At 73.1% G+C, this 26,444-nt stretch carries 11 protein-coding genes; 4 read left to right on the top strand and 7 right to left on the bottom strand.

From position 1 onward, the window contains the following. Positions 1–104: 104 nt before the first annotated feature. The 5 genes from ABT034_RS16550 to ABT034_RS16530 all read right to left on the bottom strand — a co-directional run bounded on the left by ABT034_RS16550 (position 105) and on the right by ABT034_RS16530 (position 4,970). On the bottom strand, positions 105–1,199 hold the full coding sequence (locus tag ABT034_RS16550) for a FecCD family ABC transporter permease (protein WP_351215648.1): 1,095 nt from the start codon (positions 1,197–1,199) through the stop codon (positions 105–107). Continuing rightward, positions 1,196–2,230 (bottom strand): FecCD family ABC transporter permease, encoded by a 1,035-nt coding sequence (locus ABT034_RS16545; RefSeq protein WP_502972946.1) that lies wholly within the window; start codon positions 2,228–2,230, stop codon positions 1,196–1,198. The genes ABT034_RS16550 and ABT034_RS16545 overlap by 4 nt, the downstream gene beginning before the upstream one ends. 32 nt (positions 2,231–2,262) lie before the next feature. Next, positions 2,263–3,315 carry an iron-siderophore ABC transporter substrate-binding protein gene (locus ABT034_RS16540; RefSeq protein ID WP_351215646.1) on the bottom strand — a complete coding sequence of 351 codons (1,053 nt, stop codon included), beginning with the start codon at positions 3,313–3,315 and terminating at the stop codon, positions 2,263–2,265. A gap of 177 nt (positions 3,316–3,492) precedes the next feature. After that, positions 3,493–4,014 carry a MarR family winged helix-turn-helix transcriptional regulator gene (locus ABT034_RS16535; protein WP_351215644.1) on the bottom strand — a complete coding sequence of 174 codons (522 nt, stop codon included), beginning with the start codon at positions 4,012–4,014 and terminating at the stop codon, positions 3,493–3,495. Between the two features lie 8 nt (positions 4,015–4,022). After that, on the bottom strand, positions 4,023–4,970 hold the full coding sequence (locus ABT034_RS16530) for a methionyl-tRNA formyltransferase (RefSeq protein WP_351215642.1): 948 nt from the start codon (positions 4,968–4,970) through the stop codon (positions 4,023–4,025). 239 nt (positions 4,971–5,209) lie between these two features. Here ABT034_RS16530 and ABT034_RS16525 point away from each other — a divergent pair, with 239 nt between their 5' ends. The 4 genes from ABT034_RS16525 (at position 5,210) to ABT034_RS16510 (ending at position 22,602) form a co-directional block, all read left to right on the top strand. Continuing rightward, entirely contained in the window at positions 5,210–6,589 is a 1,380-nt protein-coding gene (locus ABT034_RS16525) for a lysine N(6)-hydroxylase/L-ornithine N(5)-oxygenase family protein (protein ID WP_351215640.1), read from the top strand. Between the two features lie 105 nt (positions 6,590–6,694). Beyond that, entirely contained in the window at positions 6,695–7,753 is a 1,059-nt protein-coding gene (locus tag ABT034_RS16520; protein WP_351215638.1) for an iron-siderophore ABC transporter substrate-binding protein, read from the top strand. 159 nt (positions 7,754–7,912) lie between these two features. Continuing rightward, positions 7,913–22,396 carry a non-ribosomal peptide synthetase gene (locus tag ABT034_RS16515; protein WP_351215636.1) on the top strand — a complete coding sequence of 4,828 codons (14,484 nt, stop codon included), beginning with the start codon at positions 7,913–7,915 and terminating at the stop codon, positions 22,394–22,396. Continuing rightward, complete coding sequence (locus ABT034_RS16510; protein ID WP_351215634.1) at positions 22,393–22,602, top strand: MbtH family protein; 210 nt, start codon at positions 22,393–22,395, stop codon at positions 22,600–22,602. The genes ABT034_RS16515 and ABT034_RS16510 overlap by 4 nt, the downstream gene beginning before the upstream one ends. Positions 22,603–22,676: 74 nt before the next feature. Here the strand turns inward: ABT034_RS16510 and ABT034_RS16505 are convergent, their stop codons facing one another. Both ABT034_RS16505 and ABT034_RS16500 read right to left on the bottom strand, forming a co-directional pair. After that, complete coding sequence (locus tag ABT034_RS16505; RefSeq protein WP_502972944.1) at positions 22,677–24,602, bottom strand: ABC transporter ATP-binding protein; 1,926 nt, start codon at positions 24,600–24,602, stop codon at positions 22,677–22,679. Further along, entirely contained in the window at positions 24,599–26,305 is a 1,707-nt protein-coding gene (locus ABT034_RS16500; protein WP_351215632.1) for an ABC transporter ATP-binding protein, read from the bottom strand. The genes ABT034_RS16505 and ABT034_RS16500 overlap by 4 nt, the downstream gene beginning before the upstream one ends. Between the last annotated feature and the right edge of the window lie 139 nt (positions 26,306–26,444).

The following is a 26,444-nucleotide window of genomic DNA, read 5'->3' as shown; positions in this document are numbered from 1 at the left end:
GAGACCCTCCGTACGCGGAACGTGATGGAACGTGCGCGTTCAGTATACGGAGGCGGACGGTCTTCGATCGTCCAACGGGCTTCGGTCGGCGCCCGGTTGACCGGTCAAACGGGGCGCTTCCACTCGCGGAGCAGCAAATACCCGAGGTACGCGCCGCCGACGGCCATCGTGTACAGGCCGACCGGCAGGTCGTCGAAGAGCGGCAGCTGCTGCGCCGTGAGGTCGGCGAGCACGAGCAGCAGGGCTCCGAGCAGGGTCGACATGACCAGGTGCGGACCGCCGCTGCGGGTGACGCGCTTGGCGATCTGCGGCGCGGTCAGGGAGACGAACGCGATGGGTCCGGCCACGCTGACCGCCCCCGCCGAGAGGACGATCGACAGGACGACCGACAGGGTCGCGGTCCGGCCGGGGCGGGCACCGAGTCCGGTGGCGAGGTCGTCCCCCATCTCGCCGACGCTCAGCGGCCGCGCGAGGAGCGCCGCGAACGGCAGGGAGAGGAGCAGTACCGTCCAGATGGTCGTCGCGTCGTCCCAGGAGCGGGCGGCGAGGCTGCCGTTGATGTAGGCGGTCAGCGCGCCGGCCTTGTCGCGCTCCACGGCGTACACCACGTACTGGGTCAGCGCGGTCGCCATCGCGGCGACACCGATGCCGGCGACCACGAGCCGTCCCGGGCTGCGGAAGCCGGTGCCGGTGGCGAGGAACACGACCAGCATGGCGAGGACCGCGCCGAGCAGGGCCCCGACGGCCACCGGCATGACGTCGGGCAGGAACAGGGCGGCGGCCGCGGCTCCCGCCCCGGCGCCGGCGCCGAGCCCGATCACGTCCGGGCTGCCCAGCGGGTTGCGGGTGACGGACTGGAAGAGGGCCCCGGACAGGCCGAAGGCCGCGCCGGTGGCGATGGCCACCGTGAGCCGCGGGCCGCGCAGCCTGTTGAGGACGAAGGCGTTCTTCCCCGTGGCCTCACCGGCGAGGGCCGAGGGCAGGTCGGGCAGGGCGATGCCGAGCCTGCCCATCGACAGGGTCGCGACGGCCGCCCCGCAGAGCAGAAGCAGCGTCACCACGGCGGCGATCACGGAGGCGCGGCGCACGGGGAGGGCGACCCAGGGGCCGATCCGCAGCACACCGCGCCCCGCGGGCCGTACCGCCCGCTTCGCCGTCACGGAACGGTCCTGGACGGCGGTCCGGTCGGCGGTCGTCATGCCGCTCCCCTCATACGTCGAACGGCGAAGAGCAGGGCGGGGGCACCGACGAAGGCGGTGACCACTCCGACCATCAGCTCCTGCGGGCGCAGCACGATCCGGCCGATGACGTCGGCGAAGAGCAGCAGCGTGGGCCCCGCGAGGCAGGTGAACAGGATCTGGGCCCGGAAGTCCGCCCCCACGAGGACCCGCACCACGTGCGGGACGGCGAGGCCGACGAAGGCGATGGGCCCGACGGCCGCCGTCGCGGCGGCGGCGAGCAGGGTCGCGGCGAGGAGCCCCGCCCCCTTGACGCGGGCCGGACTGATGCCGAGCGAGGCGGCCTTGTCGTCGCCCATCGCCATGGCGTTGAGCCCCGGCGCAAGCAGCAGGGCGAGCAGCAGACCGGCCGCGGCGAACGGCAGGACCGCCCAGAAGGCGTCGAAGCCGCGCCCGCCGAGCGCGCCCACCACCCAGTAGCGGTAGGTGTCGAAGACCCGGGGGTTGGACAGGGCGACGGCCTGGATGAACGCGGCGAGGACGGCGGAGAGCACCGCGCCGGCGAGGACCAGGCGGACCGGTCCGCCGCCACCGCCGGCGGTGCCGACGACGTGGACGACGACACCGGTCAGGAGGGCGCCGAGGAGGGCCCACCAGATGGTCTCCCGCTGTCCGGCGGCGCCGAGGAACGCGGTCGCGGCGACGATGCTCGCGGACGCGCCCGCGTTGATGCCGAGAAGTCCCGGCTCGGCGAGCGGATTGCGGGTGATGCCCTGCATCAGGGTGCCGGCGACGGCGAGGCAGAGCCCCGCGAGCACACCGAGCGCGGTGCGCGGGTAGCGGCTCTCGACGACGGTACGGGTGTAGCCGTCGATGTCACCGGTGAGCACGCCCAGGACGTCGCCGGCGGACGTCGGCTTGCTGCCGAACATCACGCTGGCGAGGAGCGCCGACGCGAGCAGGACCAGGCACAGGGCGGCGGCCATGACATGCCGGGCAAGGCCCCGCCGTACGACGGCGGGGCCCTGGCCGATCCGGGAGAGAGTGGTCACGCTGCGGATCCGTTACTACGTCCCGGCCTTGGTTACTTCCCGGCCTTGGCGACGGCCTTGTCGATCATCGGGAGGTAGCGCTCGATGCTGTACGGCACCGTCAGCGGGTTGATCATCGACGACGCGGTGACGAACGGCTGGTCGTGGCTGTAGACGAGCGCGCCCTTCTTCACGGCCGGGATGGCCGCGTACAGGGGCTGGGCCTCGACCTCCTTGCGGGACTTGTCGTCCATGTAGAAGGTGAAGGCGATGTCGCTCTTGGCCAGCTTGTTGGCGTTCTCCAGGCCGATGAGGGCGGAGTCGGTGCCGTCGGTCTCCTTGAAGGAGTTCACGACCGGGTCGACCTTCAGGCCCAGCTTGGACACCATGGACACGCGCTGCTCCTCGGGCTTGAAGATGCCGAGGGTGCCGGGGCCGGTGTTGTAGATGTACGAGAACGTGACGTTCTTGTAGTTCGGGCGGGTGGCGGCGGCGTCGGTCAGCTGCTTGTCGATCTTCGACGTCAGCTCCTTCGCCTTCTCCGGCTGACCGAGCGCCTTGGCGATGATCTCGATCTGCTGGTCCCAGTTCGTGCTCCACGCCTTGTCGGGGTAGGCGACGGTGGGCGCGATGTCCTTGAGGATGTCGTACTGCTTCTGCGTGATGCCGGACCACGGGGCGAGGATGACGTCGGGCTCGAGCTCGGTGATGGCCTCGATGTCGAGCTCCTCACCACCGTTGAACTGCTTGGGGAGCGTGCCGCCGGACTTCGTCACCGCTTCGTGGACCCAGGGCAGGTAACCGGTCTTGTCGCTGCCCCAGGGGTAGCTCTCCATGCCGACCGGGACGTTGCCGAGGGCGATGGCGGTCTCCGTGGAGCCCTGACCGAGGGTCACCACGCGCTTCGGCTTGTCCTTGATGACGGCCTCGCCGAGGGCGCTCTTGATGGTGACGGGGAAGGCACCCGCCGCGGCCTTGTCCGCCGACCCCGCCGCGTCGTCTTTCTTCTCGTCCGAGCCGCACCCGGTCACCATGAGGCCGAGCGAGACCGCGGCGGCGCCCGCCGCGAGGACGCGACGGTGAAGGGGGGTGAACACAGAAGGCATGGTGGATCCTTGTCTCCGGGCAGGGATGTGCGGAGCCCCCGACAAGACCGGCCCCCTGCGGGGGCAGCGGCCATCGCGGCTCTTGTTAGGTGAGCCTAACCTATTACTGTCCGGGCGTGAGTGCCAGGGGGTTCCGATGCGAGCGGCGGGGCGGGCGACCGGGGCCGCCCGCCCCGATCAGGCCGGCGGTCCCGGGCGCTCCCGTGCCGGGACGGCCGCCGCCGGTTCGACATGGCTGTGGACGCGGCGCAGCAGAGCAGCCAGTTGTGCGCGCTCCCCGGTGTCGAGCGGCGCCAGGATCTCGTCGTCCGTGGACGCTATCTCCGCGCTGAGGCTCCGCAGGGACTCCTCGCCCGCCGGAGTGAGCCGTACGACCACACGCCGCCGGTCCGCGGGATCCCGGACGCAGGCCGCCTCCCCGACGCGGACCAGATCGTTGACGATCTTCCCCAGGTCGCTGGCGTTCATGGCGAGCCGGGTGGCGAGCACCGTCTTCATCTGCGGGCCGAGATCGGCGAGCAGCGCCATCACGGTGAGGTGCCACAGCCGTAACCCCCGCGCTTCGAGGCGCTCCGCCAACCTCCGGCGCGCGGCCCGCCCGACGGCGTACATCAGGTACGCGTTCAGCTCCAGGACGCTGGGTGGCGTCACGGTCCGCGAGGGCGGGATGGTGTCGCGGGCGGCCGGATCCGTACTCACCCCGGTCGTCAGGCGCGGCTGGTGAGGTAGCCGCCCATGGAGGTGAAGTACTCGGTCGCGGGCAGCTCGCGGCCGTCCTCCGTCCGGACGCGGGTGATGGCCAGGCCGTGGTTGCGGCCGGTGCGCGCGTCGGCCCCGGCGACGATCACGACGCCGTCGCCCTCGCGATAGAAGACACGGCCGGGGGTGCCGCCGTAACGCCCCTCGGAGACCACGGCGGAGAGGACTTCGAGGCGCTTGCCCCGGTGGAAGGTGAAGGCGCTGGGGTAGGGCGCGGACTGGGCGCGGACCAGGCGCTCCAGGTCCTCGGCGGGCCAGTTCCAGTCGATCCGGATGTCCTCGTCGGCCCGCTTGTGGAAGAAACTGGCCTGGGACCGGTCCTGAGGGGTGAACTCGGCCTGCCCGGAGGCGATCTGGTCGAGGGCGGCGATGGTGACCGGGGCGATGAGGTCGACCGTCTTGTGGAACAGTTCGGTCGTCGTGTCCTTCGGTCCGACGGGGACCGCGCGCTGCTGGACGATGTCGCCGGCGTCGAGCACCTCGTCCATCATGTGGGCGGTGACGCCGACTTCGGGTTCGCCGTTGATCAGCGCCCAGATCAGCGGGGAGAAGCCGGCGTACTTGGGCAGCAGCGAGTCGTGGATGTTCAGGGTGCCGTGGCGCGGCAGCGTGTAGATGTGCGGCGGGATCCACGTACGCCAGTTGTTCGCGACGATGATGTCCGGGTCGGCCTCCTTGAGCCGCGCGAACAGCTCCTCGTCGTCAGGCCTGTTGCGGATGACGACCGGGACTCCGTGCTCCGCCGCGAGGTCGGCGACGGAGTCGCTCCAGATCTTCTCGTAGGCGTGCTCGCTCTTGGGGTGCGTCACGACGAGCACCACGTCGTGTTCGGAGTCCAGGAGCGCTTGGAGGGTGCGATGGCCCCAGGTCTGATAGCCGAACATGACGACCCGCATCGGGTTCCTCCTCGGAAGAGCGATTGACCGTCAGCAAGTAAAGCAAGGCTTACCTAAGGGTGCAACTGGCTTGATTCATACGGTCATTGAGAAGATCCATTTTCGTCTTGCCCGTTTTGACCCATCGACAGCACTGTCAGATCAGGTTAGCTTTACCTAAGTTCAGCTCGGCGTGCCGACACACCGGCATGTCTGACGCCCCGTCCCCCTCAGCCTCTTTCCCGCACGATGGGAGTGACATGTCGCAGGTTCCGCCTGGTGACGCACCTCTGGTCCACGACCTCATTGGCATCGGCTTCGGGCCGTCCAACGTGGCGATGGCGATAGCGCTCAGCGAGCACAACGCACGCGTCGGAAGGCAGGAAGCGGTCACCGCCCACTTCTTCGAGCGCCAGCCCCGATTCGGCTGGCACCGCGGCATGCTGATCGACGACGCGACCATGCAGGTGTCCTTCCTCAAGGACCTGGTGACACTGCGCAACCCGACCAGCGAATACAGCTTCCTCTGCTACCTGCAGAGCAAGGGCCGGCTGATCGACTTCGTCAACCACAAGAACCTCTTCCCGCTGCGCGTCGAGTTCCACGACTACTTCGAGTGGGCCGCGTCCAAGGTCGACGACATGGTCTCCTACGGCCACGAGATCATCTCCGTCGAGCCGGTCGAGCGGGACGGCGTCGTCGAGTACCTCGACGTGACCGCCCGCTCCGGCTCCGAACTGGTCGTCCACCGCGCCCGGAACCTCGTCCTCGGTACGGGACTCCGCCCCCGCATGCCGGAAGGCGTCGAGCGGAGCGACCGCGTCTGGCACAACTCCGACCTCCTCGCCAAGGTGGAAAGCCTGGAAGGCACTTCGCCCGAGCGGTTCGTCGTCGTGGGCGCCGGACAGAGCGCCGCCGAGAACGTGGCCTATCTGCACCGGCGTTTCCCCGAGGCCGAGATCTGCGCCGTCTTCTCCCGTTACGGGTACAGCCCCGCCGACGACAGCGCCTTCGCCAACCGGATCTTCGACCCGGACGCCGTCGACGAGTACTTCACGGCCCCCGACGACATCAAGCGCAAACTGATGGACTACCACGGGAACACCAACTACTCCGTGGTCGACATCGACCTCATCGACGACCTGTACCGCCAGGCGTACCAGGAGAAGGTCCTCGGCACCGAGCGGCTGCGCTTCCTCAACATCTCCCGGCTCACCGGCGTCGAGGACGGCCCGGACAAGGTCCGCGCCTTCGTCACCTCGCTCGTCACCGGCGAGGAGACCGCGCTCGACGCCGACGTCGTCGTCTACGCCACCGGATACAGCCCCGCCGAACCCCTCGGTCTGCTCGGCCCGGTCGCCGACCGCTGCCACCGCGACGACCAGGGCCGGGTCCGGGTCGAACGGGACTACCGGCTCGCCACCGACCCCGAACTGCGCTGCGGCATCTACCTCCAGGGCGGTACGGAGCACACCCACGGCATCACGTCGTCGCTGCTCTCCAACACCGCGATCAGGGTCGGCGAGATCCTCTCCTCGGTCCTCGACCGCGGCCCCGCCTCGGTCTCGGCCGCCACCGCCTCCCATGACGCCGCCGACGAGGTGCGGCCGATGGCCGACGGCGTCGGTACGGCGCGATAGCGCCACCCCCGCTCCACCCCCCACGCAACAACGCCACTCACCGCCGGGCGGCCCCTCGCACCCGGCGGACGTGGCTCGCACTGTGAATCCCCGAAAGGAACGTCCGTGTCCGCTGGTGCACGTCCCGCTCTGGCGCGGTTCGCCAGATCCGCCCCCCGTGTGGCTGTCCTCGCGGTGGCGGCACTCGCCCTCGCCGCCTGCGGTGGTGGGGCCGAGAAGTCCGAGTCGCCGTCCGCCACCACCTCGGCTTCGGCCGACGGGGGCGACAAGCCCGCCGCGTTCCCCGTCACCGTCGAGCACAAGTACGGTTCCACGACGATCGACAAGGAGCCGAAGACGATCGTCACGCTCGGCCTCTCCGACCAGGACGCGGTGCTCGCGCTCGGCTTCACGCCGGCCGGCGCGGTCGACTGGTTCAAGGAGAAGCCGTACGGCAAGTGGCCCTGGACCAAGGACAAGTGGGGCTCCACCCAGCCCCAGATCGTCGGGGAGCGCGACGAGTACAACATCGAGAGGATCGCGGCCCTCAAGCCCGACCTCGTCATCGCCCAGTACTCGGGGATGAAGAAGGAGCAGTACGACACGCTCTCCAAGTTCACCAAGGTCGTCGCCCAGCCCAAGGACCACCCCGACTACGGGGCCCCGTGGCAGCTGATGACCCAGCAGATCGGCAAGGCGCTCGGCAAGGACGCCGAGGCCGGCAAGCTGATCACGGACATCGACGCCCGGTTCAAGGCCGTCCGCGAGAAGCACCCCGAGTTCGCCACCAAGACCCTCGCCGTCGCCGACAGCTTCGAGGCCGGCAAGTACTCGGCGTTCACCAAGACCGATCCCAAGTCGATCTTCTTCTCCGAGCTCGGCTTCAAGCTGAAGCCGGAGATCGACACCCTGGCCAAGCCGGGCTGGAACGTCGCCGAACTCAGCGCCGAGAAGCTGAACGTCCTCGACGTCGACCGGCTCGTCTGGGTGACGTCCAGCACCGAGGCCAACGACCGCATCAAGGCCGAGCCGCTCTACAAGAAGCTGAAGGTCAACCAGGAGAAGCGCGACCTGTTCGTGCCCTACCAGGACCCGGACATCGGCGCCGCGTTCTCCTTCAACACCGTCCTGTCGATCCCGTACGCCATCGACGAGATCGTGCCGCTGCTGACAGCCGTCAAGTGACGCCGCCTGCCAGCTGTACCGGCTAGCCGACGTACCACCAGCTGACGTACCCCCAGCCTGGAGCTGACCCGACCGACGGCGTGGCGGAACCTCGCCACGCCGTCGGCGTCATGAGGGCCGTCTTCGCCACGCACCCCCAGGGAAAGGCCACTTCGTACGATGTTTGACGTCGAGTCGGACCGGAACACCTCCGGCCTCCCCGTCACCGGCGGGCAATCCGGCATCTGGCTGGCCCAGCAGATCGACCCGGACAGCTCCGCCTACAACATCGTGTTCGCGCTCCACCTCCGCGGCGCCGTCGACCTCCACCGCCTCACCGCCGGCGTCCGCCGCGCCCTGGAAGAGGCCGAGTGCCTCCATGTGCGTGTCACCGCCGGGGACGACGGGCCGCGCCAGACCCCCCGTACCGCCGCCTTCGACCTCCCCGTCGTCGACCTGCGCGCCGCCGCCGACCCCGATGAGGCCGCCGCCGCGTGGATCGCCGCCGACCGCGACCGGCCCGTCGACCCGGCCCGGGACCCCCTCTTCGCGCACGCCTTGCTGCGGCTCGCCGACGACCGGGTCCTGTGGTGCCAGCGGTACCACCACATCGTGATCGACGGCGCGGGCGTCGCCCTGATCACCCGGCGCGCCGGCGAGCTCTACACGGCCGCGGGCTCCCAGGACCGGGCTCCCGCGCCCCACGACCGGCCCCTCTCCCGTCTCGTCGCCGCCGACCACGAGTACCGCGCCTCCGAGCGGCACGCCGCCGACCGCGCCTGGTGGCTGGAACGCATGGCAGGCCGTACCGAACCCGTACGGCTCGTCGAGCGGGCCGCCGCCCCCATGACCCGCCGTCTCAGGCGCACCGCCGAGCTGACCCCGGAGACCTTGCGGCGCCTCGACGCCGCCGCCGGACGCGCGGGTGTACGGCCGTCCCGGATCCTGCTCGCCGCCGTCGCCGCCCATCTGCACCGCGCCCGCGGCGAACAGGACCTCGTCCTCGGCCTCGCGGTCGCCGCCCGCGACGACAAGGCCTCCGCGGACATCCCCGGCATGGTCTCCAACATCGTCCCGCTGCGCCTCACCGTCCGACCCGGCACCACGGGCGCCGCGCTCGTCGCCCAGGTGCGCGACACCGCCGCCGACGCCGTCGCCCACGGCCGGTACCGCGCCGAGGAACTCGCCAGGGAACTCGGCCTGGCCGACGGCGTACCGGAACTCGTCGGCCCCACCGTCAACATCCTGCCCCGCACCGGCACCCTGCGCTTCGACGGCCACGAGGCCGAACTGCGCCCGGAATGGCTCGGACCCGTCAGCGACCTCGCGTTCAGCTTCGCCGAGGGTCCCGGCGGCCAGGGCCTCACCGTCCATCTCGACGCGGACGCCGACGTCTGCGACGCGGCCGCGCTCGCGGACCACGAGCGCCACTTCCTCGCCGTGCTGGGCGCCCTCACCGAGGACCTCGACCGCCCCGTGGGCCGCATCGAGCTCACCTCCGGGCCCGAACGCGCCGTGCTGCTCGACCAGTTCGGCACCGCACCGCGCGAGGCGCCCGAGCTGTCCTGGCCGGGGGCCTTCGAGCGCCAGGTCCGCCGCACCCCCGAGGCCGTCGCGCTCGTCTGCGAGGACCGGGAACTCACGTACGCCGCACTCGACGAAGCCGCCGACCGGCTCGCCCGCCTGCTCCGCTCCCGGGGCGTCGGGGCCGAGGACGTGGTGGGCGTGGCCCTGCCCCGCTCACCGGAACTCGTCGTCGCCCTGCTCGCCGTGATGAAGGCGGGCGCCGCCTACCTGCCGCTGGACGCGGACCACCCCCAGGACCGCATCGCCTACATGCTGGCCGACGCCGGGGCACGGACCGTCGTCACCGTGCGCGAGCTCGCCGGAGGGCTCCCGGAGTCCGCCGACACCACCGCGCTGCTGCTCGACGACCCGGCCACCGTGGACGCCCTCGCCGCCCCGGCCGACCCCGAGCCGCTGCCGCCGGTCGGCCTCGACCAGGCCGCGTACGTCATCTACACCTCCGGCTCGACGGGCCGCCCCAAGGGCGTCGTCGTCCCGCACGACGGCGTCGGCAGCCTCATCGCCACCGCCACCGACCGCATCGGCATCACCGCCGAGAGCCGGGTCGTGCAGTTCGCCTCCGTCGGCTTCGACGTGACCGTGTGGGACCTGATCATGTCGCTGTGCGTCGGCGGACGGATCATCGTCGTCCCCGCCGAACGCCGCGTCGCGGGCCCCGCGCTCACCGAGTACATCGCGCGCCACCGCGCCACCCACATGATCCTGCCGCCCTCGCTCGTCTCCGCGCTGCCCCAGGAATGCGAACTCCCGCAGGGCGCGGTGCTCGTCGTCGGCACCGAAGCGGTCCCCGGCGAACTGATCGCCCGCTGGGACGGACGGCTCCGGGTCGTCGTCGCGTACGGCCTCACCGAGGCCACCGTCAACTCCACGCTGTGGATCGCCGACCCCGACCGGCCCGGCCCCGCGCCCATCGGACGACCCGACCCCAACACCCGCGCCTACGTGCTCGACACGGCGCTCCGGCCCGTCCCCGTCGGTACGGAGGGCGAGCTGTACGTCGCCGGGCGCGGCCTCGCACGCGGCTACCTGGGCCGCGAGGGGCTGACCTCGGAGCGCTTCGTCGCCGACCCGTACGGCGCTCCCGGCACCCGGATGTACCGGACCGGCGACCGGGTCCGCTGGGCCGCCGACGGCAACCTGGAGTTCCTCGGACGCGCCGACGGCCAGATCAAGATCCGCGGCCACCGCGTCGAGCCGGGCGAGATCGAGAGCGCCTTCATGGGCTGCCCGGGCATCGCCCAGGCCGCCGTCCTCGCCCGCGAGGACCACCGGGGCGTCAAGCGGCTCGTCGCGTACCTCGTGCCGGAGAGCGCCGACACCGCCGCCGACCCCGACACCGCCGCCGACCCCGACACCGCCCCCGGCGCCGACGCCGTAGCCGCCGCACGCGCGCGCGTGGCGGACGCGCTGCCGGACCACATGGTGCCCTCGGCGGTCGTCGTGCTTGACGGTCCGCTGCCGCTGACCCCCAACGGCAAGCTCGACACCAAGGCCCTGCCCGAGCCCCGCTGGACGTCGCTGACCGGAACCGACACCCCGAGCACCCCCGCCGAGACCGAGCTCGCCGCACTGTTCGCCGAGGTCCTCGGCCTGCCGAAGGTCGGCGTCCACGACAGCTTCTTCGAACTGGGCGGCGACAGCATCATCGCCATCCAGCTCGTCAACCGGGCCCGCCGGGCCGGACTCGCGATCACCCCGCGTGACGTGTTCCGGAACCGGACCGTGGCCGCCCTCGCCAGGACCGCCGGCGAGTCCGCCGCCGCCCCGGCACGGCGGACGGTGGACCTCGACCAGGACGCGCTGCCCGTCTCACCGCTCCAGGAAGGTTTCTTCTTCCACGCGGAGTACGACCACCGGTCCCCGGACCTCTACCTCGTGCAGGAGCTCCTCGACCTCGGCGGCCCCGTCGCACCGGACCGTCTCCGCGACGCGCTCCAACTGCTCCTCGACCGCCACCCGCTGCTTCGCGCCTCGTTCCGCCAGCTGCCCGGCGGCGACGTCGTCCAGCGGCTCGCCGACCGCGTCGACCTCCCGTGGCGGGAGGCCGACACCGCCACGATCCCCCTGGACGACATCCTCCGCGCCGACCGTGCCGAAACGTTCGACCTCGACCGGCCGCCCCTCCTGCGCGCCACCCTCATCAGGGACGGACAGCGCCACCGGCTCCTGCTCACCCTGCACCACATCGTCGCCGACGGCTGGTCGGTCTCCGTCCTGCTGCGGGAGTTGACCGCCGCCTACCGGGGCGCCGAACTGCCCGAGCCGGCGGCCCCGGAGCCGTACCTCTCCTGGTTGGCGGGCCGCGACCGGGACGTCGCCCGCGAGGCCTGGCGGCAGGCGCTCGCCGGCCTCGCCGGCCCCACCCGGCTCCCCATGCTCCCCACGGACGGGGCTCCCCAAGAACCCGCCCGACCCGAGCACGTCGACACCCGGCTGCCCCACGACCTCACCGAGGCGCTGACCGGCTATGCCAGGACGCACGGTCTGACGCTGAGCAGCGTCTTCCACGGCCTGTGGGGTCTGCTGCTCGGCGGCCTCACCGGTGGTCGGGACGTCGTCTTCGGCACCACCGTGTCCGGACGGACGACGGAGGTCCCCGGCCTGGACTCCGCCGTGGGCCTGTTCATCAACACCGTCCCCGCCCGGGTCACCCTGTGCCCCGAGGAGACGCTCACCGCACTCCTCCGCCGTGTCCAGGACGAACACTCCGCCCTCCTCGACCACCAGCACCTCGGACTCGCCGACATCCAGCGGATCGCGGGCGGCGGCGAACTCTTCGACACCCTCGTGGTCTTCGAGAACTACCCGACCGGCGACCTGTCCGCCGCCGATCCGCTCGCCGCCGATCCGCTCGCCGCCGATCCGCTCGTCACCGGCGCAGAGGTCCTCGACGCCGTGCACTACCCGCTCGCGCTCGTCGTCGAGCCCGCCGACAGCGGTCTGCTGCTGCGGTTCAAGCACGACGCGGCCCGCCTCGACCAGGTGACGGTCGCCGTCCTCGCCCACCGGTTCACGGCCCTGCTGCGGACCGTGGTCGCCGAACCCGAGCGCGCCGTCGCCCGCACCGACCTGCTGTCCGCCCGCGAGCGTGAGCACCTCGCCGAGCTCAACGCCACCGCGCACCCGGTTCCCGACGCGACCCTCGCCTCCCTCTTCGCCGCGTGGGTGGCCCGTACCCCCGGCGCCCCGGCCGTCGTCTTCGAGGACACGACCCTCGACTACGCCGAACTCGACCGCAGGGCCGAGGCCCTGGCCCGCCGCCTCCGGGCACGCGGCGCAGGCCCGGAGCAGTACGTCGCCGTCGCGATCCCGCGTTCGGCCGAACTGATGGTGGCGCTGCTCGGAGTCCTCAAGGCCGGTGCCGCCTACCTCCCGGTCGACCTCGACTACCCCGCCGACCGGGTGGCGTTCATGCTCGCCGACTCCGGCGCGCGCCTCGTCGTGACGACCGCCGAGGCCGCCGGGCGGCTGCCCGACGTACCCGACCTGGAGCACCTCTTCGTCGGCGCGGAGGAGTATGGGGAGGAGCGCGAGACCGCCGCTCCCGACACGCCCGTACGGGCTGCGCGCCCCGACCACCCCGCGTACCTCATCTACACCTCCGGCTCCACGGGCCGCCCCAAGGGCGTCGCCGTCACCCACCGGGCCGTCGTGAACCGGCTCGCCTGGATGCAGAGCGCGTACGGGCTGACCGCCGACGACCGGGTCCTCCAGAAGACGCCGTCCAGCTTCGACGTGTCGGTGTGGGAGTTCTTCTGGGCGCTGACCGAGGGCGCGACCGTCGTCCTCGCCCGCCCCGACGGCCACCGCGACCCGGCCTATCTGGCCCGTCTGATGGCAGAGCGGCGCATCACCACGGCGCACTTCGTGCCGTCGATGCTGGCCGCGTTCGTCCAGGTCATGGAGGCCGCACACGCCACTGCCCCCGACTGGGCGGCGGGTCTCCGCCGGGTCTTCTGCAGCGGCGAGGCGCTCGGCGGCGCCGACGCCCGGCGCTGGTGGGAGCTGACCTCCCGCTCCCGGAGCACCCCCGTCCCGCTGCACAACCTGTACGGCCCCACCGAGGCCGCCGTCGACGTCACGTTCTTCCCGTACGAGGGCGGCGACGAGCCGGCCGTGCCGATCGGCCGACCCGTGTGGAACACGCGGCTGCACGTCCTCGACCCGTTCCTCCGCCCCGTACCCGACGGAGTGCCGGGCGAGCTGTACCTCGCCGGCGTCCAGCTGGCCCGCGCCTACCACGACCGGCCGGGCCTGACCGCCGAACGGTTCGTGGCCGATCCGTCCGGGGCACCGGGGGAGCGGATGTACCGCACCGGCGACCTCGTGCGCCGCCGCGCCGACGGTGCCGTCGAGTACCTCGGTCGCACCGACCGCCAGGTCAAGATCCGTGGCAACCGCGTGGAGCCGGGTGAGATCGAGGCCGCCCTCGCCGCGCTCCCCGGCGTGGCCCGCGCGGCCGTCGTCGTCCGCGAGGGCGCCCTCGTCGCCTACGCCGCCCCCGCCCCCGGCGCCGCGCCCACGACCGAGATGCTGCACAGCGCGCTCACCGAAGCGCTGCCCGCCGCCATGGTGCCGAGTGCCGTCGTCGTCCTCGCCGAACTGCCGCTGACCCCCAGCGGCAAGCTCGACCAGAACGCCCTGCCCGCCCCCGAGGCCGCCCCCCGGACGGGCGGCGGCCGCGCGCCCCGCGACGCGCGCGAGCAGGCCCTGTGCGCGATCTTCGACGATGTCCTCGGTGTGCCGGGGACGGGCGTCGACGACGACTTCTTCATGCTCGGCGGCGACAGCCTCAGCTCGATCACCGTCGCCACGCGCGCGCGTGAGAAGGGGCTGACGCTCAGCCCCCGCGACGTGTTCGAGTGCCGCACCCCGGCCGCGCTCGCGGCCGCCGCGAGCCGCACCGACGGGGACTCCGCCGCTCTCCGTACACCCGACCCGTCCGACACCCCCGAGGTACCCGTGCACCCAGAAGGCGTGACCGTCTCCGCCTCCGACGCCGGGCAGGCCGCCGCCGCCCTCCAGGCCGTCCTCGCGCTCCAGCAGCAGTCGGGCGCCGCCGTCGACCCCGCCCTGAAGGCCCTGCTCGACCAGCTGACCGCCGCCGCGCCGCCGCCACCGGAGCCGGCACCCGAAGCCCCCGCCCCCCTGGGCGGGCCGGACCTCACCCCCGAGGAGACCGCACGGGTCCACGCCGCCGCGGGGCTCCCCGTCGCGGACATCTGGCCCCTCTCCCCGCTCCAGGAGGGCATGTACTTCCACGCCACCTACGACGCCGGCGACGCACTCGACGTCTACCAGTCGCAGGAGACCCTGGACCTCGACCGCCGGATCGACGCCGACCGGCTGCGCGCCGCCTGCCGCACCCTCCTCGACCGCAACACCGGACTGCGCGCCGGGTTCACCAGCGACGGCCTGCCCCGCCCCGTGCAGTTCATCGTCGACGGCGCCGAGATCCCCCTCGTCGAGGCCGACCTGTCCGGTCTCCCCGCCGACGAGCAGCGGGCCCGGACCGAGGAGCTGCTCGCCGCCGACCGCAGGCAGCGCTTCGACCTGTCCGCCGCGCCGCTCTGCCGCCTGCTCCTCATCCGGCTCGGCGACGGCCGGGACCGGCTCGTCGTCACCCACCACCTCATCCTCTGGGACGGCTGGTCCGCCTGGCTGTTCCTCGAGGAGCTGTTCACCCTGTACGAGCGGGCCGGTGACCCCACCGGCCTCCCGCTGCCCGGCTCGTACCGCGACCACCTCGCCTGGCTGGACGCACAGGACACCGCCGTCGCGCTCGACGCCTGGCGCGCGGCGCTCGCCGGCTTCGACGAGCCGACGCTGCTCGCCCCGACCGGCCGCGACACCGGCCCGGTCATCCCGGTGGACTTCGACGCCCTCCTCAGCCAGGAGGCCGGCGACCGGCTGCGGGCGGCCGCCCGCCGGCACGGCCTCACCGTGAACACCGTCCTCAACGCGGCCTGGGCCCTCGTCCTCTCGGCGATGACCGGCCGTGGTGACGTCGCGTTCGGCACGGCGGTCGCGGGCCGCCCGGCGGACGTCCCTAACGTCGCCGGCATCATCGGCATGTTCCTGAACACGATCCCCGCCCGGGTCGCCCTCACCCCCGACGAGCCCCTGCTCGACCTGCTGCGCCGGATGCAGTCCGAGCGCGCGGCCGTCATGCCGTACGAGTACGTGGGCCTCGGCACCCTCCAGCAGGAGTCCGGCCACCGCAGGCTCTTCGACACCCTCTTCGTGCTCCGCTCGGCCGACGGCGAGGACCGGGCCGCGGCGCTCCGCGAGCGGCACGGCATCACCGGCGTGACCAACGTGGACGGCACCCACTTCCCGCTCACGCTCATCGCCACGCCCGGAACCCGGCTGCGGATCACCCTGGCGGCCAGGCCCGACCTCTTCGACGCCGAGGCCGCCACCACGATCCTCACCCGGTTCGCCACGGTCCTCGACCGACTCGGTGAAGCCCTCGACGGACCTGCCGCCGGCACCGCCCGGACCGCCGGCATCGACCTGCTGCTCCCCGCCGAACGCGCCGCCCTGGCCACCGGCCGTGAGGCCACCCGCGAGCCGGTGCCGGACGAGACCGTCGCCGACATGCTGACCGCCCAGGTCGCCCGTACCCCCGACGCGGTCGCCCTCGTCTTCGGTGACCGGGCCCTCACGTACGCCGAACTCGACGCGCACGTCAACCGGCTCGCCCGGCTGCTGCTCGCCCGGGGCGCGGGACCCGAGAAGGTCGTGGCACTCGCGCTGCCCCGGTCCATCGACATGGTCGCCGCCCTCTTCGCCGTCCTGCGGACCGGCGCCGCGTACCTGCCGCTCGACCTCGACCACCCCGCCGACCGGCTGCGGCTCATGGCCGAGGACACGGGACCGCTCTGCCTCGTCTCCACGACCGCCGTCGCCCCCACCCTGCGGCGCGAGGACGACCCCGTCGCCCCCGAACTCCTCCTCGACGACCCGGCCGTGCTCGCCGAGCTCGCCGCGCTGTCCGGCGACGGGATCAGCGACGCCGAACGGCCCGCGTTCGCCCACGGAGTGCCGGACCGGCTGGAGTTCCCGGCGTACGTCATCTACACGTCCGGCTCCACCGGCCGCCCCAAGGGCGTCGTCACCCCCTACCGGGGACTGACGAACATGCAGCTCAACCACCAGAAGGAGATCTTCGACCCGGCGATCGCCTCCGCCGGCGGCCGGCGTCTGCGCATCGCGCACACCGTCTCCTTCGCCTTCGACATGTCGTGGGAGGAACTGCTCTGGCTCGTCGAGGGCCATGAGGTCCACGTCTGCGACGAGGACCTCCGCCGCGACGCCGAAGCACTCGTCGCCTACTGCGACGCCCACCGCGTCGACGTCGTCAACGTGACGCCCACCTACGCCCAACTCCTCATCGAGCAGGGCCTCCTCGACCAGGACGAGGCCGCCGGGAAGCACCGGCCCGCCCTCGTCCTCCTCGGCGGCGAGGCCGTCTCCGACACGGTCTGGAGCGAGCTGCGGGACACTGAGGGCACGTACGGCTACAACCTCTACGGCCCCACCGAGTACACGATCAACACGCTCGGCGGCTCCACCACCGAGAGCGCCACACCCACCGTCGGCAGGCCCATCCGCAACACCCGCGCCCATGTCCTCGACGCCATGCTGAGGCCCGTCCCGCCCGGCTGCCCCGGCGAGCTGTACATCGCCGGCGCCGGCCTGGCCCGCGGCTACCACGACCGGGCCGGGACGACCGCGGAACGCTTCGTGGCCGATCCGTTCGGCGCGCCCGGCGAGCGCATGTACCGCACCGGCGACCTCGTACGGCAGCGCCCCGACGGCCTCCTCGACTTCCTCGGCCGCACCGACGACCAGGTCAAGATCCGCGGCTACCGCATCGAACTCGGCGAAATCTCCACGGCCCTGTCCGCGCACCCCGAGGTCGCCCACGCGGCCGTCGTCGTCCACGAGACCGCGGGCACCAAGCGCCTGGTCGGCTACGTCGTACCGGAAGAGGACGCGCTCGTACGGGAGGAGGACGCGCTCGTTCGGGACGAGGACGACCGGCCCGACGACGCACTCGTCCAGCGTCTCCGCGACCACCTCAAGTCCCTGCTGCCCGACTACATGGTCCCGGCCGCCCTCGTCACCGTCCCCACCCTCCCCCTGACCGTCAACGGCAAGCTCGACGTCAAGGCCCTGCCCGCCCCCGACCTCACCGGCACGGGCGGGGGCCGCGCCCCCCGCACCCCGCAGGAGGAGACCCTGTGCGGGCTCTTCGCGGAGGTCCTCGGCCTGCCCGAGGGCAGCGTCGGCATCGACAGCGACTTCTTCGACCTCGGCGGCCACTCGCTCCTCGCCACCCGGCTCGTCAGCCGGGCCCGTACCGCGCTCGACGCCGAACTCGCGATCCGCGACCTGTTCGAGGCGCCCACCGTCGCCGAACTCGTGGAACGCGCGACCGCCTCACGCGGCTCCGCCCGCCCGCCGCTCGTCGCGGCCGAACGCCCCGACGAGCTGCCGCTCTCCCACGCCCAGCAGCGCCTCTGGGTCATCCAGCAGATCGAGTGCACCTCCGCCGCGTACAACTTCCCGCTGGTCATGCGGCTGCGCGGCACCTTCGACGGGGAGGCCTGGCGGGCCGCCCTCGCCGACGTGACCGACCGCCACGAGGCCCTGCGGACGCTGTTCACCGAGCGCGACGGGCAGGCGTACCAGCGGATCCTGCCCACCGGCTCGGCCGCCCCGGTCGTGGAGCACCTGCGCGCCACCGAGGACGAGGTGCCCGGCATCGTGGACGCCGCCGTCCGGCGGCCCTTCGACCTCGCCGCCGAACTGCCCATCCGCGCCACCGTCGTGGAGGTTGCGCCCGACGAGCACGTCGTCGTGCTGCTGCTCCACCACATCACCACCGACGAGTGGTCCGACCGCCCCTTCCTGCGCGACCTCACCACCGCCTACACGGCCCGACTCGACGGCGCCGCACCCCCCTGGGAGCCGCTGCCCGTCCAGTACGCCGACTACGCCCTCTGGCAGCAGCGGCTCCTCGGCGACCCCGCCGACGCGGCGAGCCTCGCCGCGCGGCAGCTGGAGCACTGGCGGACGGCCCTGGCCGGCGCCCCCGAGGAACTCGACCTGCCCACCGACCGGCCCCGGCCCGCCCGCCCGGCGTTCACCGGCGCCGAGACCGACATCGTCTTCGACCCCACCGTCCACGAGGGCCTCAGGCGGCTCGCCCGGGACACCGGCGCCAGCATGTTCATGGTGGTCCACGCGGCCGTCGCCGCCCTCCTCCACCGCCTCGGCGCGGGCACCGACATCCCCCTCGGCGCGCCCATCGCCGGACGCGGTGACGAAGCCCTGGACGATCTCGTCGGTTTCTTCGTCAACACCCTGGTCCTCCGCACCGACCTCGGCGGCGACCCCAGCTTCACCGAGCTGCTCGCCCGGGTCCGCGCGACCGACCTCGCCGCCTTCTCGCACGCGGACGTGCCGTTCGAGGCGGTCGTCGAGAAGCTCAACCCGACCCGCTCCCTCTCCCGGAACCCGCTGTTCCAGGTCATGGTCGGCCATCACGCCCGTACGGACGACACCCTGCGCCTGCCCGGACTCCGGGCCGACTTCCTGCCGCACCGGATCGGCACCGCCAAGTTCGACCTCGTGTTCAGCTTCACCGAGCACACCACCGCCGACGGCTCGGGCGACTCGCTCGGCTGCCGCCTGGAGTTCTCCACCGAACTCTTCGACCAGGAGACCGCCGAGCACATCGGCGACCGCCTCCGCAGGCTCGTCGAAGCCCTCGTCGCGGCCCCCGATCAGCCGCTGTCCCGGGCCGTGATCCTCACCGACGCGGAACACCGGCTCGTCCTCGAAGGCTTCAACGGGCCGCCCCGCGACGTCGACGAGGAGACCCTGCCGGCGCTCTTCGCCCGCCGGGTCGCCGAGCATCCCGAAGCGGTCGCCGTCGTCGACCGCTCCCGCTCGGTGACGTACGCCCAGCTCGACGCCCGCGCCAACCGCCTCGCCCGGCTGCTCGCCGCCCGCGGTGTAGGAGCCGAGAGCGTCGTCGGCGTGGCCGTGCCGCGCTCGGTGGACATGGTCGCCACGGTCCTCGCCGCCCTGAAGCTGGGCGCCGCGTTCCTTCCGCTCGACCTCGTCCACCCGGGCGACCGCCTCGGCTACATGATCGAGAACTCGGGCGCGGCCGTCGTCGTCGGGACCGAGCCCGTCGCCGGCAAGATCCCGGACGTGCCCGGCGTCCCGGTGCTCCTGCTCGACGCGCCCGACACGGCCGCCGCCCTCGACGCACTGCCCGGGACGCCCCCGCCCGGCGGCCCGGCCGGGCTCGACCAGGCCGCGTACGTCATCTACACGTCCGGCTCCACCGGCCGCCCCAAGGGCGTCGTCGTCCCCCACGAGGGCATCGCCAGCCTCGTCGCCACCGCCGTCGACCGGATGGGCCTGCAACACGACAGCCACGTCCTCCAGTTCGCGTCCATCGGCTTCGACGTCTTCGTCTTCGAACTCGCCATGGCGCTCTGCCACGGCGGACGGCTCGTCCTCATCACCGACGAGGCCCGCGTCGCCGGACCGGCCCTCACCGACTTCCTCGCCGACCAGCGGATCACCCACATGATCCTGCCGCCGTCCCTGGTGTCGGCACTGCCCGCCGACTGCCGACTGCCCGAGGGATCGACCGTCCTCGTCGGCACCGAGACCGTCCCGCCGGACCTCTTCGAACGCTTCGGCGCCACGGCCGACCTGATCTGCGCGTACGGACTCACCGAGGCGACCGTCAACTCCACCCTGTGGCCGGCCCGCGAGCACGGCGGCCGCGCCACCGGCCGGGTGCCGATCGGCCGCCCGGACCCCAACACCCGCGCTTACGTCCTCGACGAGCACCTGCGCCCCGCGCCGCCCGGCGTGGTCGGCGAGCTGTACGTGGCCGGGCGCGGCCTCGCCCGCGGCTACCTCGGGCAGGCCGGGCTCAGCGCGCAGCGGTTCGTCGCCGACCCGTACGGCGCACCCGGCAGCCGCATGTACCGCACCGGCGACCGCGCCCGCTGGCGCGCCGACGGGAACCTCGACTTCCTCGGCCGGGTCGACACCCAGGTGAAGATCCGCGGCTTCCGCATCGAACTGGGCGAGATCGAGGCCGCCTTGGCCGGGCACCCGTCCGTCGCGCAGGCCGCCGTACTGCCCGACCGCGACGGCGACATCGTCCGCCTCGTCGGTTACGCGGTACCCGAGCCGGGCGCGGGTACGGGGAAGGGCGCAGGCCCGCAGCCGGGCCTCGACCCGCAGGAGCTGCGCGCCCACGTCGCCGCGCTGCTCCCCGAGTACATGGTCCCCGCCCTGATCGTCCCGCTCGACGGCCCCCTGCCGCTCACCCCGAACGGCAAGCTCGACCACAAGGCGCTGCCCGCGCCCGACTGGTCCGCCATGACCGGCGACGCACGACCCGCGACGGAGACCCAGGCACGGATCGCCGAACTGTTCTGCGAGATCCTCAAACTCGACGGCGTCGGCGTGCACGACAGCTTCTTCGCCCTCGGCGGCCACTCCATGGCCTCCATGCGGCTCCTGGGGCGTATCCGCGCCGAGTTCGGTGTCGAACTGAGCATCCGCGACGTCTTCGACGCACTGACCGTCGCCGGCATCGCGGGCAAGCTGGAAAGCGCCTCCGCCGCGCGACCGGCCCTGCGCGCCGCCGACGACCCGGCCGCCGACCGACCGGCCGCCGAAGGCCCGGCCGTCGACGGCGCCGACCTGCCGGCGGCCCCGGTCCAGGGCTGGCAGTGGCAGGCGTACCGGCGGAGCCCCGGCTTCGACCACGCCCTGGTCCTGCGCTCGCCCGGCGGCCTCGACGCCGACGCGCTCGCGGCGGCACTCGACGACGTGACCACCCGCCACGAACCCCTCCGCACCGCCTTCGCCGAACGCGACGGGGACCTGGTCCGCCGTACCGTCGCGGCCCCGGCCCTGACCGTGGAGGACGGCGTCGCGGACCTGGACGCCCGTCTGGCCGAACTCGCCGCCGCCGCACCGGACCTGGAGACGGAGGCCCCCCTCAGGGCACGGCTGCTCACCGGCACCGGCGGCGCCCAGGCGGTCCTGCTCACCCCGCACTACCTGGCGGTCGACGAGTGGTCGGTGGTCCCGCTGCTCCGCGACCTCACCACGGCGTACGGCGCCCGCACCGCCGGCCGGGCGCCCGACTGGCCGGCGCTCCCGGTCACGTACAGCGACTACGCCCGCTGGGCGCGCGAGGTCCTCGGCGACCTCACCGATCCCGACAGCCGGGGCGGCCGCCAACTCGCCTACTGGCAGCGGACGCTCAAGGACGCGCCGCGCGAGCTCGCCCTGCCGGCGGAGGCCGGGGCGGCCGTCGCCGCCCAAGTCGGCCGCCGCGCCGCGGGAGTCGTCGAGTTCGTCCTCGACGAGCAGCTCCACGCCGACGTGGACCGGCTGGCGCGCACCACCGGCACCAGCATGTTCATGGTGCTGCACGCGGCCTTCGCGGCGCTGCTCACCGCCCATGGCGCCGGCACCGACCTGCCCATCGGCACGATGGTCGCCGGCCGCGACGACGAGCAGCTCACCGAGCTCGTCGGCTGCTTCCTCAACACGGTCCTGCTGCGCACCGACACCGCCGGTGACCCGACCTTCGCCCAGCTCCTGACCCGGGTACGGGAGACCACGCTGAGCGCACTGGACCGGCAGGAGGTGCCCTTCGACGAGGTGGTCCGGGCGGCCGGGCTGCGGCCGGAGGGCCCGCAGGTGATGGTCGTCCACCACGAGCAGGCGGACCTGGAGCGGCTCGAGGGCGGTGTGGGCGCGCTCCAGGCCCTGCCCACCGGATCGACGCGGGCGGACCTGACCCTCGGCTTCCATGAGCCCCGTGGCGACGGGCCCGTGCACTGCGCGCTGACCCACGCGACGGACCGGCTCGGCGCGGAGAGGGCCCGCGGGCTCGCCGAGGAACTCCAGACCCTGCTGCGCACCGTGACAGCCGACTCCGGACAGCCCCTGTCCCAGCTGTTCGGCGCGACACACCTGACACCCGTGACACACAAGAGGAGTGAGAACGCATGAGCACCAACCCGTTCGAGGACCCGCAGGGCCGCTTCCTGGTTCTGGTCAACGACGAGAACCAGCACTCGCTGTGGCCCTCCTTCGCCGAGGTCCCCGCCGGCTGGCGGACCGTGTTCGGCGAGGACACCCGCGAGGGCTGCCTGGCCTATGTGGAGTCCCACTGGACGGACCTGCGCCCGGCGAGCCTCATCGCGGCGCAGGACTGACCCACCGGCGGACAGCCGAAGGGGGCGGCACGACGCAATGTCGTGCCGCCCCCTTCCCGCGTGCGCGGGAGCCCTCAGCGGGCCGGTGAGACGGGGACGTCCGCGTCCGGGGACGGATGCGGCACCTTCTCCCCGGGGTCCCGGCGGCTGGCGGACCAGGCGGCCCACAGGTCGGCGTACCGGCCGCCCGCCGCCACCAGCTCCTCGTGCGTGCCGGTCTCCACCACACGGCCCTGATCCAGGACGACCACCCGGTCGGCAGCCGCCGCCTGCGGCAGCCGGTGCGCGACGAGCAGACCCGTACGCCCCTCGAGGGCGCGGGCGGCCGCCTCCTCCAGGACCCGGGCACCGGCGCTCCCCGCGTCGGCGGTGGCCTCGTCGAGGATCGCGATGGGCGGGTCCGCGAGCACGAGCCGGGCCAGCGCGAGATGCTGCGCCTGCGTCACCGTCAGCCGGTGCCCGCCCTCGCCGACGACCGTGTCCAGGCCCTCGGGCAGCGCTCGCGCCCACTCCAGGGCCCCGACCCGGTCGAGCGCCGCGTGCAGGGCCGCGTCGTCGGCGTCGGGCCGGGCCAGGCGCAGGTCGTCCGCGAGGGTCCCGGCGAACACGTGCACCTCCTGGCTGATGAGCGCCACCGCGCGGCGGACCCCGGCCGGGCCCAGCTCCCCGGCGTCGACCCCGCCGAGCCTGATCGAACCCCCGGTGGGGCTGTGGACGCCCGCGACGAGCTTGGCCAGGGTGGTCTTGCCGGCCCCGCTCGCGCCCACCAGGGCCACCCGCTCCCCGCTGCGCACCGTGAGGTCGACCGCGTGCAGCACGGGCGCCCCGGAGCCGTACGCGTGGCTGAGCGCGGACACCTCGACCGAACCGTCCGCGAGGGTGTGGTGCCCGCTGGGCACCCGCTCCGCCGGGAGGTCCGACACACCGACCAGGCGGGCGAAGCTCGCCCCCGCCGACTGGGCGTCGTCCAGGAGGAACAGGGTCGCGTTGATCGGGTTGAAGAGGCTGTGGAAGTACAGCGCGGCGGCCGTCGCCGTACCGATGCTGACCGAGCCGTTGTCGACCAGGACGAAGCCGGTCGCGAGCATCGCGGCGAGCCCGATGAACTCGGCGAGGTTGAGCCGCGAGAAGAACCCGGTGACGATGTGGATGCCCCGCAGCCCCAGGTCGCGCGCCGCCTCGGACCGCCGCTCCAGGAGGTCCGCGTGCGTGCCGTTCAGCCGGAAGGCTCGTACGGTACGGACTCCGCCGACGCTGTCGAGCAGCTGGTGCTGCAACGCGCCGGTCGCGATCCGGTGCTCGCCGTACACGGGGGCGGCGCGGCGCAGGTACCAGCGCACCGAAAGCGCCTGCACCGGGGCCGCGAGCAGCGCCGCGAGGAGGAACCGCCAGTCGAGGACGGCGAGTCCGACGAACGTCAGCAGGATCGTCAGGGCGGAGCGGCTGAACTCGGGCAGCGCCTGCCGCACCGACTTCCCGATCATCGACACGTCGCTGGTGACCCGGGAGACCAGGTCGCCCGAGCCGGCCGCCTCGACGCGGTCGAGCGGCAGCCGCAGCGCCCGCTCGATGAACTGCTCCCGCAGGGCCGCGAGTACGGTCTCGCCGAGCCTGGCCACGAGGGTGCTGCCGACGGTGGCGGCCGCGCCGCGCGCGACCGCGACGACGACGAGCAGCACCAGCGGGAGCGTCAGGGCGGGGGCGCCCTTCCGGTCCACCACGAGGTCGACGATGTGCCCGAGCAGGGGAGCGGTGAGCAGTCCGATGGCCGTTCCGGCGACCAGGACGGTGATCGCCGCGGCGGCGAGGAGCCGGTGGCCGCGCAGCATGGCGCGGAGCGCCGCGAGGGACTCGGCGCCGGTGGCGGTCGGCAGGAGCACCCGGTCCTGGCGGGTTCCGCTCATGGTCTCTTCCGTCCCTCTCGTACGGCCTTCGGTGGCCTGTTCCCGACCCTCGGCCTGCTCCCGGCCCTCGGGCTTCGTCTCCTCGGCGGGGGTCATGCCAGCACCGCCGCTCGGTACGTCGCGTCGGTGGCGAGGAGTTCGGTGTGGTGGCCGGCGGCCCGTACGGCGCCGTCCTCCAGGACCACCACCCGGTCGGTCACCGCCAGGAGCGCGGGGCTCGTGGTGACCAGGACCGTGGTGCGGTCGCGGCGGACCTCACGCAGCCGGGCCGCGATACGGGACTCGGTCACGGTGTCCACGGCGGTCGTCGGATCGTGCAGGACGAGCACCGGCCGGTCGGCGGCGAGCGCCCGCGCGAGCGCGACGCGCTGGCGCTGGCCGCCCGAGAGCGACCGCCCGCGCTCAGCGAGCAGGGTGTCCCCGCCGTCGGGAAGGAGCCGGGCGACGTCGTCGGCGGCCGAGGCCCTGAGGGCCCGCTCGACCGCGCCGGTGCCGTCGTCGGTCCCGGCCCCGGCCCGGACGTTGTCGAGCAGCGTGCTCTCGAACAGGTCGGCGTCGTGGTGGGCGACCAGGACCACCCGGCGCAGCGCGTCGGGATCGAGCGAGGTCAGGGGCGCGCCGTCGAGCTCCACCGCGCCCTCGGCGGGGTCGGCCTCCCGGGCCAGACAGACGAGGAGGTCGTGGGCGGCGGCCGGGTCTCGGGTGACGACCCCGGTCAGGCTGCCGGCCGGCAGGTCGAGGTCCACGCCCCGGAGCGCGCCGAACGTCACCCCGCGCAGTGCGAGGCGGCCTCCGGCGGCCGGGCCTTCCGGTACGTCGTCGCCGTCCGCGACGGTGACGGGCGAGGCGAGCACCTCGGCGATCCGCCGGGCCGACGCCCGGCCCTGCGCGAGTTCGGCGTTGACGTAGGTGAGCAGTTGGAACGGGCCGAGGAGGAACTGGGCGAGGCCCACGGCGGCCACCAGGTCACCGACGCTGATGGTGCCGTCCATCGCGAGATACGCGCCGACGACGGCGATCACGGCGATGAAGACCCCGGTGAGCGCGAGGACCGCGCCCTCGTGCCCGGCCCGGCTGCGGGCCGCGCGCAGCGCGGCGGACAGCGAGTCCTGGCTCGTGGTGCGGTAGCGGGCGACGGCCGCGGACTCGGCGCCCATGCCCTTGAGGACCCGCAGGCCCGAGACCAGGTCGGCGGCGACGCCGGAGGCGTGGGCGGCGCGTTCCTGCTCGGTCTCGCTGCGCCGTTCGAGCGGTCGGCTGATGCGGTGCCCGAGCCAGAGGAGGGGCGGGATGCCGAGCAGGACGAGCAGGCCGAGCGGGACGGAGATCCGGAGGAGGGCGACGGCGCTGATCACGAGTGCGGCGACGGCCGACACGCCGTACGAGATGACGGTGGCCACCGAGCCCACCCGGCGGGCGTCGTTGGTGGCGATGCTGGTCAGCGCGCCGGGGAGCCGGTTCGCGTCCGCGCCGCCCCGCGGGTGGAGCACCCGCGCGGCCAGGTCGAGCCGGAGCCGGTGCGCGGCGAGTTCGCCGCCGCCCTCGGTGATCCGGGCGCTGGTGCGGTAGCAGGTCGACAGGACCAGGAAGAGCACCGCGAGGACGAGTAGCAGGCGCAGGAGCGCGTCGGAGGATCCGGTCGCCACCGCCGTGTCGATGGTGGCGCCGATGACCACCGGCACCAGGGCCTCGCAGCCCTGGTGGGTCATGCCGAGCAGGGATGCCGCGATCACACGGCGGCGTTGTCCCCTGATCGCTTGGCGGAGGACAAGTCCCCCCGTCGGTCCGCCCGTTGGCATGTGACTCCTTCACGGAGGTGAGACGAATGGTTAGGTAAGCCTACTCTGATCACACGCATTGACCACGGGGTACGGTTCGGTTAGCCTCACCTAAGTCGTGATCCGCTGGGCGCCCGTGCGCCGTGGGCTCTCGCCGTAC

The organism is Streptomyces sp. NPDC002773 (assembly GCF_040295605.1).
Lineage (GTDB): Bacteria > Actinomycetota > Actinomycetes > Streptomycetales > Streptomycetaceae > Streptomyces.
The sequence above is the reverse complement of the archived record's forward strand: the minus strand, read 5'-3'. Positions and strand labels throughout refer to the sequence as shown.